This window comes from Streptomyces sp. LS1784, assembly GCF_020103755.1.
Lineage (GTDB): Bacteria > Actinomycetota > Actinomycetes > Streptomycetales > Streptomycetaceae > Kitasatospora.
In genome coordinates, this window is sequence record NZ_JAHSQD010000188.1 from 1 (window position 1) to 14043 (window position 14043).

The following is a 14043-nucleotide window of genomic DNA, read 5'->3' on the forward strand; positions in this document are numbered from 1 at the left end:
CGCCGCCCTCCCCGGCCCGGCTCGGCGACCCCGAACCCGACCAGCGGCCGCTCCACCCCGGCAGCGGCAACGGCAACGGCCGGCTCGACCGGAGCCTGCGGAGCGCTCCCCTCCGCCGGCGCCACCGCGACCGTCACCAGCGGCGCGCCCACGGCGATCTCCTCGCCCTCCTCGCCGTACCGCGCGGTGACCACCCCGCCGTACGGGCAGGGCACCTCCACCACGGCCTTGGCGGTCTCCACCTCCACCACCGGCTGGTCGACCGCGATCACCTCGCCGACCTCGACCATCCAGCGCACCACCTCCGCCCCGGTGAGCCCCTCACCGAGGTCGGGCAGCCGGAACTCCCGCACGACGGGCATCATCCTCGGTCCTCCCACTGCAGCCGGGCGACCGCGTCCAGGATCCGGTCCACCCCGGGCAGGTGGTGGTGCTCCAGCATGGGCGGCGGGTACGGGACGTCGAAGCCGGTGACCCGCAGCACGGGCGCGGCCAGGTGGTGGAAGCAGCGCTCGGTCACCCGGGCGGCGATCTCCGCGCCGGTGCCGCCGAAGCCGCTCGCCTCGTGCACCACCACGGCCCGGCCGAGCGAGCGCACCACCCGGCAGACCGTCTCGTCGTCGAACGGCACCAGGGTGCGCAGGTCCAGCACCGCCAGGTCCCAGCCCTCGGCCTGCGCCGCCTCGGCCGCCGCCAGGCAGACCGGCAGCGAGGGGCCGTAGGTGATCAGCACGGCGGAGGTGCCGGTGCGCCGCAGCACCGCCCGGCCGATCGGCTCGACCGGCGCCGCCGGGTCGAAGTCGGCCTTGCCCCAGTAGAGCCGCTTGGGCTCCAGGAAGACCACCGGGTCGTCGGAGGCGATCGAGGCACGCAGCAGCCCGTACGCGTCGGCCACCGTCCCGGGGGTGACCACGTGCAGGCCGGGGGTGCTGGTGTAGTACGCCTCGGAGGCGTCGCTGTGGTGCTCGACGCCGCCGATGCCGCCGCCGTACGGGATGCGGACGGTGATCGGCAGCGGGAGCCTGCCCGCCGTGCGGTTGCGCATCTTGGCGACGTGCGAGAACAGCTGCTCCAGCGCCGGGTAGGCGAAGGCGTCGAACTGCATCTCGACCACCGGGCGCAGCCCGTACATCGCCATGCCGATCGCGGTGCCGAGGATTCCGGCCTCGGCCAGCGGGGTGTCCAGGCAGCGTTCCGGGCCGAACTCGGCGGTGAGCCCGTCGGTGATCCGGAAGACGCCGCCGAGCGCGCCGACGTCCTCGCCGAGCACGTGCACCGTCGGGTCCTCGCGCATGGCGTCCCGCAGCGCGGAGTTGAGCGCCTGCGCCATGCTGGCGGTACGGGCACCGGAGGTGTTCCGTACCGCCGCCGCGCCGAGGGTGGGGGCGGGCGACGGGTGGGAAGCCGTGCTCATCGGTCGGCCACCTCCGCCTCCGCGGCCAGCTCGGCGGCCAACTGTTCTGCCTGCTCCCGTAGTTGAGGTGTCGGTTCGGCGAAGACGTGGGCGAACAGCGACATCGGGTCCAGGGCCGGGTCGGCGTGGAACTCGGCCCGCATCCGGGCCGCCAGTGCCTCCGCCTCGTCCGCCGCCTCCCGCACCAGCCGGTCGTCCAGCAGGCCGAGCCCGCGCAGCGCGCGTTCCATCAGCAGGATCGGGTCGTGCTCGCGCCAGGCGGCCACCTCGGGCTCGGTGCGGTAGCGGGTGGCGTCGTCGGCGTTGGTGTGGGCGTCGATCCGGTAGGTCAGCGCCTCGACCAGGGTCGGGCCCCCGCCGGCCCGGGCCCGCTCGACCGCCTCGGTCAGCACCGAGTGCACGGCGGGTGCGTCGTTGCCGTCCACCAGCCGGCCCGGCATGCCGTAGCCGACGGCCTTGTGGGCCAGGCTCGGCGCGGCGGACTGCGCGCTGAGCGGGACGGAGATCGCGTAGCCGTTGTTCTGCACCAGGAAGACCACCGGGGCGCCCAGCACGGCCGCGAAGTTCAGCGCCTCGTGGAAGTCGCCCTCGCTGGTGCCGCCGTCGCCGAGCATCGCCAGCGCGACCACCGGCTCGCCGCGCAGCCGGGCGGCGTGCGCCAGCCCGACGGCGTGCGGGGCCTGGGTGGCGAGCGGGGTGCAGAGCGGGGCGGTGCGGCTGGCCCGCGGGTCGTAGCCGGTGTGGGCGCTGCCGCGCAGCAGGGTCAGCGCCTCCAGCGGGTCGACGCCCCGGGAGACCACGGCGAGGGTGTCGCGGTAGCTGGGGAAGAGCCAGTCACGCTCGCCGAGCACCAGCGCGGCGGCGACCTGGCAGGCCTCCTGGCCGGTGGACGCCGGGTAGACGGCGAGCCTGCCCTGCTTGGTCAGGGTGGTGGCCTGCTGGTTGTACCGGCGGCCGACGACCAGCCGGCGGTAGAGCTCGCGCAGCAGGGCCGGGTCGTACTTCTCCAGCGCGGGGGTGCCGATCGCCCGGACGGGGGAGAGGTCCGGGAGGAGGGGTGCCGGATCGGCGCGCGGGGCGGTGGCCCCGGGCAGCCAGCCGGGCACAGGCGTGTGGTGTCTGTGGTCGAGAACGGTCATCTCGGGGCACCTCCAGGGGTGGCGGGGGCTCCCTACCGATTGTTCGGTCGTCTGTTCATCTTGACCAGAAGCGTGACAAGGTGGTGGACATTCGGCCCGTTCGGCGGTCGACTGGTGGCAGTACGTCCAATCGGGGAGGGTGGGGGGTCATGTCGGCTGAACAGATGTCCAGACTCGACCGGGTCGACCGGTCGATCCTGCGGCTGCTGCAGCAGGACGGCCGCGCCTCCATCCGCTCGGTGGCCGAGCGGGTGCACGTGTCCCGGGCCAACGCGTACGCCCGGATCTCCAGAATGGTCGAGGACGGCATCATCCGCGGCTTCACTGCCAGGGTGGACCACGAACGGGCGGGTCAGGCCGCGTCCGCGTACATCACCCTGAAAATCGTCCAGAACTCCTGGCGGACGGTGCGCGAGCAGCTGCTGGGACTGCCCGGGGTGGCGCACATCGCGCTGGTCGGCGGGGACTTCGACGTCCTGCTGCTGGTGCACACCGCCGACAACAAGACCCTGCGGGAGCTGGTGCTGGGCAGCATCCAGTCCATCCCCCAGGTGCTCGGCACCCGCACCATGCTGGTCTTCGAGGAGACCGACCAGGTGCCGCCCCTCTCGTGAGGGGACGGGTCAGCGCGCCCGCAGCCCGTCGAAGGCCAGGTGGACCACCGCGTCCGCGACCCCGTCGGCGGCCTTGAGCCCCGGCCGGTACCACTCCACGATCGAGTTGATCATCCCGAACAGCAGCCGGGTGGCCAGCCGCGGCTCCACGTCCGCGCGCAGCGCGCCGTCCGCGACCGCCGCCCGCAGCAACCCGGCGACCTGGTGGTCGAAGTCCCGCCGGCGCTCCAGCGCCCACTGCTCGGTGGCCGTGTTGCCGCGCACCCGCAGCAGCAGCGTCACGTACGGCAGCTCCTCCAGCAGCACCTCGGCGGTGCGCCGCACCACGTGCTCCAGCCGCTCCACCGCCGGGCCCTCCACCGCGGCCGGCTCGGCCAGGATCGCGAACAGCCCGTCCAGCGCCCGCCCGACCGCCAGGCGCAGCAGCTCCTCCTTGCCGCGCACGTGGTGGTAGATGGAGGACTTGGAGATCCCGGCCGCCCGGGACAGGTCCTCCATGGAGGTGCCGTCGTAGCCGCGCTCGTTGAAGACGTCGACGGTCACCGCGAGCAGTGACTCCACGGTGTAGGCGGTGCGCGTGGTGTGATCGGCCATCCTCCGAGTATCCCCGGCCGCCCCTGGCGGTACTCGATCGGGTCCGGCTGGTCCACACCAACCGAAGGAGGCAGGCCCTAGACTCTCCGGACGATCCGTCCACGTCCAGAGCACTGGGGTCCACGGCCGATGAACGCAATACGGGCAGTCGCCTCCGACGTCCCAGAGCAGCGCAGCGGGGATCCGGACGGCGCCGCGCACACCTGGCAGGAGCGCGCCCGCGCCCTGGTGGCCCGCTTCGGACCGGCCGTGTGGTGCTACGCGGTGCTGAAGCTGATCGGCTTCACCGTCTTCATGAAGCTGCTCTCCTTCGCCGGCGAGTACGCGAAGAAGCCGGCCCGGTTCGGTGGCGGCGCCAATCCCTGGGACGTGGTGGCCAGCTGGGACGGCTGGTGGTACCAACAGGTGGCCCAGTTCGGCTACCACCCGGCGCTCGTCCCGATACCGAACGGACCGGTCGGCTTCAGCGTCGAGCAGAACTCGGCCGCGTTCTTCCCGCTCTACCCGGGCCTGATGCGGCTCACCTCGGACGCCACCGGCCTCGGCCTGTACGGCGCCGGGATGCTGGTCTCGGTGGTGGCCTCGCTGTTCGCCGCGGCCGGCATCCACGCCGTGGTGGAGAAGCTGACCGGCGACGCGCGCTCGGGCGTGATCGCGGCCGGAATCTGGGCGATCGCCCCGGGCTCGGGCGCCGAGTGGGCGGTCTACTCGGACTCCCTCTTCGTCGCCCTGGCCGCCTGGGCCTGCTACTGCGTGATGACCAGGCAGTGGGTCGCGGCCGGGGTGATCACCCTGGTCGCCGGGCTCAACCGGCCGACCTCGGCGGCACTGATCGGCGCGGTGGGCCTGGCCGCGCTGGTCGAGCTGTACCGCCGGGAGAGCGGCGTCCTGCGCCCGCTGACCGCGATGCTGCTGGCCCCGGTCGGCCTGCTCGGCTACGTCGGCTGGGTGGGCTGGCGGACGGGCGAGTGGGGCGGCTACTTCCGGCTCCAGCACGACGCCTGGCTGCACTACTTCGACTGGGGCCAGGGCACCTGGCACGCGATCCGCGGGGTGCTGCTGGGCCGCAGCGACTACCCCTTCGCCTTCCCGCTGCCGGACCTGTTCGCCACCCTGATCGTGCTCAGCCTGCCGATGCTGATCGTGCTGCTGATCCGGCTGCGCCCGCCGCTGGTGCTGACCGCCTACACGCTCGCGACGATCGTCTCGGTGCTCGGCAGCCTGGGCATCTTCGGCAACGTCTCGCGCTACCTGTTGCCCGCGTTCCCGCTGTTCATCGCGCTGGCGGTGGGGATGCGCAAGCTGAGCCTGCCGGTGCTGGCCACCGTCCTGGGCACCGGTGCGGTCGCCTCCGGCTGGTACGCCGGGTACGTGATATTCGAGCTCGGCGTGCCGTAGACCCCTGCTCACCCGAGCCCACGGGGGGCGCGTCCGCCATGGACGCGCCCCCGTTCGTTTCGGTGGATTCCCCGCCACGGCACCCTCTTGAGCCGACCGATCGTTCGGTTACCCTGTGACGTGTCCCGTCCTGCTTTTCGAGGCCCTCCGAGGAGCGCACAGATGTCCGCAGCGGTCACCCACCCCCTCGTCAGCGAGCTGGTCGAGCGCCACCAGGCCACCCTGGACGCCGCGCTCGCCGCCGCCGCCAAGCGCGACTACTGGTCGCCCTACCCCGAGTTCCCGAAGGCCTACGGCGAGAGCGGCCCGGCGGACGGCAAGGCCGCCTTCGACGCCCTGCTCGGCAGGCCCTTCACCCTCGACGGCCACCCCACCGACGGCGACCAGGTCGGCGGCGAGGCCTCCCCGTACGGCGTCGAGCTGGGCATCACCTACCCGCACGCCGGCCCGGACGCGCTGATCGCCGCGCTCACCGCTGCCCGCCCCGGCTGGGCCGCCGCGACCCCGCTGGAGCGCGCCGCCGTCTGCCTGGAGATCCTCCACCGGATCAACGCCCGCTCCCACGAGTTCGCCCAGGCCGTCATGCACACCACCGGCCAGGCCTACGGCATGGCCTTCCAGGCCGGCGGCCCGCACGCCCAGGACCGCGGCCTGGAGGCGGTCGCCTACGCCTACGCCGAGCAGACCCGGCTGCCGCAGCAGGCCGGCTGGACCAAGCCGCAGGGCAAGCGCGACCCGCTGGTGATGACCAAGGAGTTCACCGTCGTCCCGCGCGGCCTCGCACTGCTGATCGGCTGCAACACCTTCCCCACCTGGAACGGCTACCCCGGGCTGTTCGCCTCGCTCGCCACCGGCAACCCGGTGCTGGTCAAGCCGCACCCGCGGGCCGTGCTGCCGCTCGCGCTGACCGTGCGGGTCGCCCGCGAGGTGCTCGCCGACGCCGGCTTCGACCCCAACCTGGTCTGCCTGGCCGCCGAGCACGAGGGCGGCACCGTCGCCCAGGCACTCGCCGTCCGCCCGGAGATCAAGCTGATCGACTACACCGGCTCCACCGCCTTCGGCGACTGGCTGGAGGAGCACGCCAGGCAGGCGCAGGTGTACACCGAGAAGGCCGGCGTCAACGCGGTGGTCATCGACTCCACCGACGACTACAAGGGCATGCTGGGCAACCTGGCCTTCGCGCTCTCGCTCTACAGCGGCCAGATGTGCACCACCCCGCAGAACGTGCTGATCCCGCGCGGCGGCATCGCCACCGACCAGGGCGACAAGTCCTACGACCAGGTGGTCACCGACCTGGCCGGCGCCATCGAGGGCCTGCTCTCCGACGACGCCCGCGCGGCGGCGATCCTCGGCGCCGTGGTCAACCCCGGGGTGCTCCAGCGCTCGGCCGCCGCGGCCGGCGGCGAGTACGGCGAACTCGCCCTCGCCCCGCGCCCGGTGACCTCGCCGGACTTCCCCGGTGCGACCGTCCGCACCCCCGCGCTGGTCAGGCTGGACGCCGACAAGCCGGACGACCGCGCGGTCTTCCGCAACGAGTGCTTCGGCCCGGTCTCCTTCGCCGTCGCCGTCGAATCCACCGCCGCCGCCGTCGAGTTGCTGCGCACCACGGTCCGCGAGAAGGGCGCCATGACCGCCTCCGGCTACACCACCTCGCCCGAGGTGGAGGCGCTGCTGGTCGAGGCCGCGCTGGACTCCGGCGTCTCGCTCTCGCTCAACCTGACCGGCGGGGTCTACCCCAACCAGACCGCCGCCTTCTCGGACCTGCACGGCACCGGCGCCAACCCGGCCGCCAACTCGGCCTACTGCGACGGCGCGTTCGTCGCCAACCGGTTCCGCACGGTGGAGATCCGCCGGCACTCCTGAGCCCCGTGCCGGTGGATCCGGGCCCCGGCGGTCACCCACCGCCGGGGCCCGGCGGTTCACGGCTCCGACCGCACCCGCGATGATGGAGGCTGGGAGAACGCCGGGAACGGCGTCCGACCGCCCTCCGAACAACGGGAGCTGACACATGGCCGTGAAGCCGACGACCGAAACCGACGTCCTGATCGTCGGCGCCGGACCGACCGGACTGCTGCTGGCCGGCGATCTCGCCGCCGCCGGAGTCGGCGTCACCGTGCTGGAGAAGCGGTCCGCCGAGTCCAACCTCACCCGGGCCTTCGGCGTGCACGCGCGCACCCTGGAACTGCTGGACGCCCGGGGCCTGGCCGAGGAGCTGATCGCCACCGGCCTTCCGCTCACCGAACTGAGGATGTTCGACCGCTTCGGCGTCGACCTGGGCTCGCTGCCCACCCGCTTCCCGTTCGTCCTGATCACCCCGCAGTACAACGTCGAACGGCTGCTGCTGGAGCGCGCGGAAGAGGCCGGCGCCACCGTGCTGCGCGGCGCCGAGGTCACCGGGCTGCGCCAGGACGCCGAGGGCGTGACCCTGGAGACCCGGGACGGGCGCAGCCACCGCGCCGCGTACGCGGTCGCCGCCGACGGCATCCACTCCACCGTCCGCGACCTGCTGGGCATCCCGTTCCCCGGGGAGTCGGTGGTCGACTCGGTGGTGCTGGCCGACGTCCGGCTGGACCACGAGCCCGCCCAGGCGGTCACCGTCGGCGCCAACCGGGCCGGCTTCGCCTTCGTCGTCCCGTTCGGCGACGGCTGGTTCCGGATCATCGCCTGGGACCGCGAGGAACGGTACCCGGACGGCACCACCCCTTCGGCCGAGCAGCTCACCGCCCTCTGCCGGGCCGTCCTCGGCGAGGACTACGGCCTGCACGAGGTGCGCTGGAGCTCCACCTTCCACAGCGACGAGCGGCAGGCCCCCAACTACCGCTCCGGCCGGGTCTTCCTGGCCGGCGACGCCGCGCACTGCCACTCCCCGGCCGGCGGCCAGGGCATGAACACCGGCATCCAGGACGCCGCCAACCTGTCCTGGAAGCTCGCCGCCACCCTCCGGGGCCGGGCCACCGACGCCCTGCTGGACACCTACCAGACCGAGCGGCACCCGGTCGGCAGGACGGTCCTGCGCACCTCCGGCGCGCTGATCCGGCTGGCGCTCGCCGAGTCCGCCCCCACCCGCGCCCTGCGCGGGGCGCTCACCGCGCTGGGCAGCCGCCTCGACCCGGTCACCGAGCGCGGCGCCAAGCTGATCTCCGGCATCGGCATCTCCTACCCCGCCCCCAAGGACGCCCACCCGCAGGTCGGCAAGCGCGTCCCGGACCTCCGGCTGACCGCCCTGAGCAAGCCCGTCGAGGGCGCCCCGGCCGCTCCCGAGCGGCTCTACGAGGCGCTGCGCGCCGGGAAGTTCGTCCTGGTCAGCAATGACGAGCTGGCCGCCGCCGAACCCTGGGCCGACCGCATGGTCTGCGCCGCCCCCGCCGATCCGCACGGCAAGCTGCGCGACACCGTCCTGCTGATCCGCCCGGACGGCTACGTCGCCTGGGCCGCCGTCGATCCGGGCCAGGGCGAGCTCCGCACCGCCCTCACCGACTGGCTCGGCGCCCCGGCCTGACCGCCCTTCGGGCGGGTGCGCGACCCACCGCGCGCCCGCCCGTCCACCCGGCCCGGCGTCCGGCCGTCGGTCAGCCCCGCGCCTTCACGTAGTGCCGCGCCGCCTTCGCCCGGTTCCCGCACACCGCCATCCGGCACCACCGCCGACGGCCGTTCTGCGAGGCGTCGAAGAAGTGCAGGATGCACGCCTCGTGCGCGCACTGCTTGACCCGCCGCGCCCCCTGCCCCAGCAGTGCGAGGAAGCCGTCCGCCGCCAGCCAGGGTGCCAGCCACTCCGGCCGGTCGGTCTCGATCCGGTCCTCGGCCCCGCCCGGCGCCGCCACCCGCCGGATCCGTCCGTGCGCCAGCACCGCGTCCAGTCCGTCCCGCGCCCCGGCGCCCAACTCGCCCTGCTCGCGGGCGTCCCGGGCGGCGAGCAGCACGGCCTCACGGGTCTGCCGGATCGCCGCCAGCCCCGCCTCGTCGGCTGCGCAGCGCTCGTTCAGCCCGGCGGAGGAGAGCCAGGTCGCGTACCCCTCGACGCCGGTGAGCAGGTCGTTGACGGGTGTTCCGGCCCAGCGCGTGTTGAGCAGGTCGAGCGCGAGCGGCTCGCCGATCAGCGGTCGCGGGTCCCTCGGGTCCGGCTGCACGTCAGTCATCGCCCTCCTCGGCTCGGCCCGATTCTACGTCCGCCCCTCCCAGCCCCGGCCGGCGTGGACCGGCCCCCGGATCCCGGCCATTCACTGTATGGAACCGCCGAGTTTCCGGCCCTCCACAGTTGACTGTTTTTTAGCAACGAATTGCCCGGCCATGAGCCACTTCGCACACGGGTTCTGTCATGTTCTAGCCAGCGTTCTCGACCTGAACGCCTGGCCCCTTGCCGGCCCCCACAGCCGGCCGGAGGAGGATCCGTTGCGCCCCCGCTCCCTTGCCCTCGCCGCGGCGATAGCCGTGCTGCCGCTGACCGCCGTCTCGCTCGGTGTCTCCACCGCGCAGGCCGCCACGCCCAACGCCGCCCCGCGCGTCGCCCTGCCGAACACCGTGAACCCCGCAGTGGCCCACTCGGAGAAGAAGGGTGACGTCCCGGCCGCGCAGCAGATCGCGGTGTCCGTCAGCCTGAAGCTGCGCAACACCGACGCCCTGGACCGCTTCCTCACCGCGGTCGCCACCCCGGGCACCCCGGAGTACGGCCACTACCTGACGCCGGAGCAGTTCACCGCGCAGTTCGGCCCGACCCAGGCCGCCGTCGACCAGGTCAGGGCCTACCTGGCCCAGCAGGGCCTGACCGTCACCGACGTGAGCGCCAACCGCCAGGTGGTCAACGCCCACGGCACCGCCGCCCAGGTCTCCCAGGCCTTCGGCACGCACGAGAGCTCGTACCTCGACCCGCAGCTCCAGCGCGCCTTCTTCGCCAACGACGCCGCCGCCTCGATCCCGTCCGACCTGGCCGCCGTGGTCCAGGGCGTCAGCGGCCTGGACAACCACGCGGTGCGCAAGAACCGCCTGGCCACGCCGAACGCGGTCACCCCGAACACCGCGAGCTCCACCCCGAGCGGCATGGCCCCGGCCCAGTACACCGGCGCCTACAACCTCAACAAGACCGGCGCGGACGGCACCGGCACCACGGTCGCACTGTGGGAGTTCGACGGCTACAAGTCCTCGAACCTGACCACCTACGACTCCCAGTACGGCCTGTCCGGCCCGGCCGTCTCCACCGTCTCGGTGGACGGCGCGAGCTACGACTCCGCCCCCGGCCAGGGCCAGGGCGAGGTCGAGCTGGACAGCGAGATCGTCCGCGGCGCGGCGCCCAAGGCCACCCAGCTGGTCTACGAGGCGCCCAACAGCGACCAGGGCGAGATCGACATGGCCAACAAGATCGTGACCGACAACCGGGTCTCGGTGGTCTCGATCTCCTGGGGCTCCTGCGAGCCGGACACCACCGCCTCCTCGATGACCGCGGTCGACAACGCCTTCAAGCAGGCCGCCGCCCAGGGCATCTCGATCTTCTCCGCCTCCGGCGACGACGGCTCCCGCGACTGCACCCGCTCCACCAGCGGCTCGACCGTCAAGGCGGTCGACTTCCCGGCCTCCAGCCCGCACCAGACCGGCGTCGGCGGCACCAACCTCAAGGTCTCCAGCAGCAACACCTACTCCTCGGAGAGCGCCTGGAGCACCGCCGGCGGCGGCGTCTCCACCGTGTTCGCCAAGCCCAGCTGGCAGACCGGCACCGGTGTCAGCGGCACCATGCGCACCGTCCCTGACGTCTCCTCCAACGCCGACCCGGCCAGCGGCTTCGCGATCTACACCGCCGGCGCCTGGCAGGTCTACGGCGGTACCAGCGCGGCCGCGCCGCTCTGGTCCGGCTACGCGGCCCAGTTCAACCAGAAGGCCAAGGCCGCCGGCCAGCCGGTCCTCGGCGAGGCGAGCCCGCGGCTGTACTCGGTGGCGAGCAGCAGCAGCTACGGCAGCACCTTCCACGACGTGACCACCGGCGCCAACCAGGACTTCTCCGCCAAGGCCGGCTACGACCAGGTCACCGGCTGGGGCTCCCCGGTCGCCGACGCGCTGACCACCGCCCTGCTCGGCGGCGGCACCACCCCGCCGTCCGGCGGCTGCACCGCCGCCCAGCTGATCGGCAACGGCGGCTTCGAGAGCGGCACCGCCTCCCCGTGGACCGCCTCCAGCGGCGTGATCGACAACAGCGCCTCCCAGCCGGCCCACTCGGGCGGCTGGAAGTCCTGGATGGACGGCTACGGCTCGGCCCACACCGACACCATGTCGCAGACCGTCTCGATCCCGGCCGGCTGCGCCTCCGCCAAGCTGACCTTCTGGCTGCACATCGACACCGCGGAGACCGGCTCCACCGCGTACGACAAGCTGACCGTCCAGGCCAACGGCACCACGCTGGCGACCTACTCCAACGCGGACGCGGCCGCCGGCTACGTCCAGCGCACCCTGGACCTGACCTCCTTCGCCGGCAAGACCGTGACCGTCACGTTCACCGGCACCGAGGACTCGTCGCTCCAGACCAGCTTCGTGATCGACGACGTCGCGCTGAACGTCAACTGATCACCGGCCGGTAGCACCACCGAACCCCCGCCGGGGCGGAGCCGTCAGGGCCCGCCCCGGCGGTGTCCGTCCCCCGCCCTCCCGGGACGGTTCGCCGGCCCGGGAGGGCCGGTGTCCACGGCTTGTGTTTCCGGACTGTTTCAAGATCGCTAACCCTTCGGTCCACCTGCCGTGACCACTGTCATACGCACGACTGATGACGTAGCCTCTCGACCGTGCATAGGGTTCCCCAAAGCTCGGTGAAGCCGCTGGCGGCGCGCCCCGGCGCCGGCCCGGTCCCACCGAACTCACCTGGTGGGGAGGTTCACCGCATGGCCGCACAGCAGCCTCAGGACGCCGCGCGACTGCGGCTGGTCGGGTCGCACACGGAGCGCCCCGGCCCGTCCGGACCGGCTCCCGCCACCGCCCCCGCACCGCCCCCCGGCCGGCTCGCACCGGTCGGCGGCTTCGCGGACACCCTGCACCTGGCCATCGAGGCCAGCGGCCTCAGCCTGGACCGCATCCGCGCCGCCCTGGCCGGCCGCGGCGTCAGGGTCAGCGTCACGACCCTCAGTTACTGGCGGCGCGGCCGCAGCCAGCCCGAGCGGGCCAGCTCGCTGCGCGCCGTCCACCTGCTGGAGGAACTGCTCGGCCTGCCGCACAGCGCGCTCTCCTCGCTGCTCGGCCCGCCGCGCCCGCGCGGCCGCTGGGCCGCCGCGGCCAACACCTGCCACCTCGGGCTGGAGGACGTCTGGCCGGGGGAGCAGGAGATCGCCAACATCTTCGCCGAGCTGAACGCCCCGCCGGCCGGCGAGCTGGAGCGCCTGAGCATCCACGACTCCTACTACGTGGACGCCGAGCGGCGCGGCAACCTGCTGCGGATGCGCCAGGTGGTGCGTGCCACGGTCGGCGGCGTCGGCCGCTGCCTGGTGGTGCACATGGCCGACGAGGAGGCGGCCGGCTGCCCGGAGATCACCTCGGTGCGGCACGGCCGGCTGGGCCGGGTGCGCCGCCGCCCGGAGGCCGGGCTGATCGTCGCCGAGCTGATGCTGGACCGCCCGCTGGGCCTCGGCGACAGCACGGTCTTCGAGTACGAGGTGGAGATCCCGCCCGGCGGCCCGACCATGGAGTACAGCCGCCGCTTCGCCACCCCGGTGCGCGAGTACGTACTCCAGGTGCACTTCGACCCGGCAGCCGTCCCGGCCCACTGCGAGCGCTACGACCGGGAGCCGGGCGCCGACGTCGACCACCGCCGCGAACAGCTGTGGATCGGTGCCTCGGCGAGCGCCCACGTCCTGGCCCCGGACCAGCAGCCGGGCCACATCGGCATCCGCTGGGAGTGGGCTTAACCCCTCCCCTCCTCCAGCCCCGCCGGACCTGACGGTCAGGCGGGGCTTTCGCATGCCCACCCGGAAAACCAACCGCCTCACTGCGGAGAACTGGTTGACGACACATCACCTAACTCCTAACCTCATGAGCACCGGTTAGGCATTGGCCTCGCCGGACACCGACGCCTCCGGGAGCGACCAGGCATGTCCACCACCACCCAGCTCCGCACCCTGCAGACCGGCCACGTGGGTCTGAACGTCACCGACCTGGCCCGCTCGATCGACTTCTACCGCGCCGTCTTCGGCCTCCAGGTCACCGCCGAGGGCACCGACCCCGATCGCCGCTACGCCCTGCTCGGCCGTGACGGCCGCCTGGTGGTGACGCTCTGGCAGCAGAGCACGGGCGGCTTCGCCACCACCTCCCCCGGCCTGCACCACCTCTCCTTCGAGGTCGAAAGCCTCGACGAGGTCCGCGCCACCGAACGGCTGCTGCGCGAGCTGGGCGCCGGGTTCACCTACGACGGCGTCGTCCCGCACGGCGAGGGCTCGGCCTCCGGCGGCATCTTCTTCACCGACCCGGACGGCATCCGGCTGGAGGTCTACACCCGCACCGGGGTCGACGGGACCGAGGCCGCCGTCCCCAACACCGACGCCCCGACCTGCGGCTTCTTCTAGGAACCGGACCCCAGGGGGAGCCGACCGTGACCACCACCGACACGCCGTACCACCCCGGCGAGCGGGCCGCCCAGGCCCGGGCCGGCCGAACCGAGCGGGCCGACCACGCCGGCCGGTCGATCCGCCGCACCGTACCGGCGGTCGCCGCCCGCTTCCTGACCGAGCGCCGGATGCTGGTCGTCGGCGCCGCCGACCGGGACGGCCGGGTCTGGGCCACCCAGCTGGCCGGCCCGGCCGGCTTCCTCTCGGCCCCGGACGAACGCACCATGGCCGTCGCCGCCCTCCCGGCCGCGGCCGACCCGCTGGCCGGGGCGCTGGACCGCCCCGCCCGGGTCGGCACCATCGCACTGGACCCG

General features: G+C 73.3%; 12 protein-coding genes and 1 pseudogene. 8 read left to right on the forward strand and 5 right to left on the reverse strand.

All coding sequences use genetic code 11. The annotated features are described in order from the left end of the window. The 3 genes from KS423_RS21610 to KS423_RS21620 form a co-directional block, all read right to left on the reverse strand. Positions 1–362: biotin/lipoyl-containing protein (locus KS423_RS21610; protein ID WP_308020226.1), on the reverse strand; the 362-nt coding region annotated here is incomplete at its 3' end. Beyond that, entirely contained in the window at positions 362–1330 is a 969-nt protein-coding gene (locus tag KS423_RS21615; RefSeq protein ID WP_224281231.1) for an alpha-ketoacid dehydrogenase subunit beta, read from the reverse strand. The genes KS423_RS21615 and KS423_RS21610, both read right to left, overlap by 1 nt. 80 nt (positions 1331–1410) lie before the next feature. Next, entirely contained in the window at positions 1411–2553 is a 1143-nt protein-coding gene (locus tag KS423_RS21620) for a thiamine pyrophosphate-dependent dehydrogenase E1 component subunit alpha (RefSeq protein WP_224281221.1), read from the reverse strand. A 149-nt stretch (positions 2554–2702) separates the two neighbouring features. Here KS423_RS21620 and KS423_RS21625 point away from each other — a divergent pair, with 149 nt between their 5' ends. Then, positions 2703–3167, forward strand: coding sequence for an Lrp/AsnC family transcriptional regulator (locus tag KS423_RS21625; RefSeq protein WP_224281222.1), 465 nt, complete (start codon positions 2703–2705; stop codon positions 3165–3167). 9 nt (positions 3168–3176) lie between these two features. Here the strand turns inward: KS423_RS21625 and KS423_RS21630 are convergent, their stop codons facing one another. Beyond that, positions 3177–3761, reverse strand: coding sequence for a TetR/AcrR family transcriptional regulator (locus tag KS423_RS21630; RefSeq protein ID WP_224281223.1), 585 nt, complete (start codon positions 3759–3761; stop codon positions 3177–3179). A gap of 129 nt (positions 3762–3890) precedes the next feature. On the opposite strand from KS423_RS21630, the gene KS423_RS21635 reads away from it, so the two are divergent. The 3 genes from KS423_RS21635 to KS423_RS21645 all read left to right on the forward strand — a co-directional run bounded on the left by KS423_RS21635 (position 3891) and on the right by KS423_RS21645 (position 8658). Further along, positions 3891–5159, forward strand: a complete 1269-nt coding sequence (locus KS423_RS21635; RefSeq protein WP_224281224.1) for a glycosyltransferase family 39 protein — start codon at positions 3891–3893, stop codon at positions 5157–5159. A gap of 162 nt (positions 5160–5321) precedes the next feature. After that, the gene (paaN, locus tag KS423_RS21640; RefSeq protein WP_224281225.1) at positions 5322–7022 is read left to right on the forward strand and encodes a phenylacetic acid degradation protein PaaN; all 1701 of its coding nucleotides are present in this window, start codon (positions 5322–5324) and stop codon (positions 7020–7022) included. Positions 7023–7167: 145 nt separating this feature from the next. After that, a complete protein-coding gene (locus KS423_RS21645) occupies positions 7168–8658 on the forward strand; it encodes an FAD-dependent oxidoreductase (protein WP_224281226.1) in 1491 nt (496 codons plus the stop codon). A gap of 70 nt (positions 8659–8728) precedes the next feature. On the opposite strand, the gene KS423_RS21650 is transcribed toward KS423_RS21645, so the two are convergent. Next, entirely contained in the window at positions 8729–9295 is a 567-nt protein-coding gene (locus KS423_RS21650; protein WP_224281227.1) for a CGNR zinc finger domain-containing protein, read from the reverse strand. A 253-nt stretch (positions 9296–9548) separates the two neighbouring features. On the opposite strand from KS423_RS21650, the gene KS423_RS21655 reads away from it, so the two are divergent. The 4 genes and pseudogenes from KS423_RS21655 to KS423_RS21670 all read left to right on the forward strand — a co-directional run. Next, a complete protein-coding gene (locus KS423_RS21655; RefSeq protein WP_224281228.1) occupies positions 9549–11705 on the forward strand; it encodes a protease pro-enzyme activation domain-containing protein in 2157 nt (718 codons plus the stop codon). A gap of 311 nt (positions 11706–12016) precedes the next feature. Further along, entirely contained in the window at positions 12017–13033 is a 1017-nt protein-coding gene (locus KS423_RS21660) for an XRE family transcriptional regulator (protein WP_224281229.1), read from the forward strand. 183 nt (positions 13034–13216) lie between these two features. After that, on the forward strand, positions 13217–13687 hold the full coding sequence (locus KS423_RS21665; RefSeq protein ID WP_224281230.1) for a VOC family protein: 471 nt from the start codon (positions 13217–13219) through the stop codon (positions 13685–13687). Positions 13688–13713: 26 nt separating this feature from the next. Continuing rightward, positions 13714–14043: pseudogene (locus KS423_RS21670) on the forward strand (pyridoxamine 5'-phosphate oxidase family protein); the annotation flags it as partial.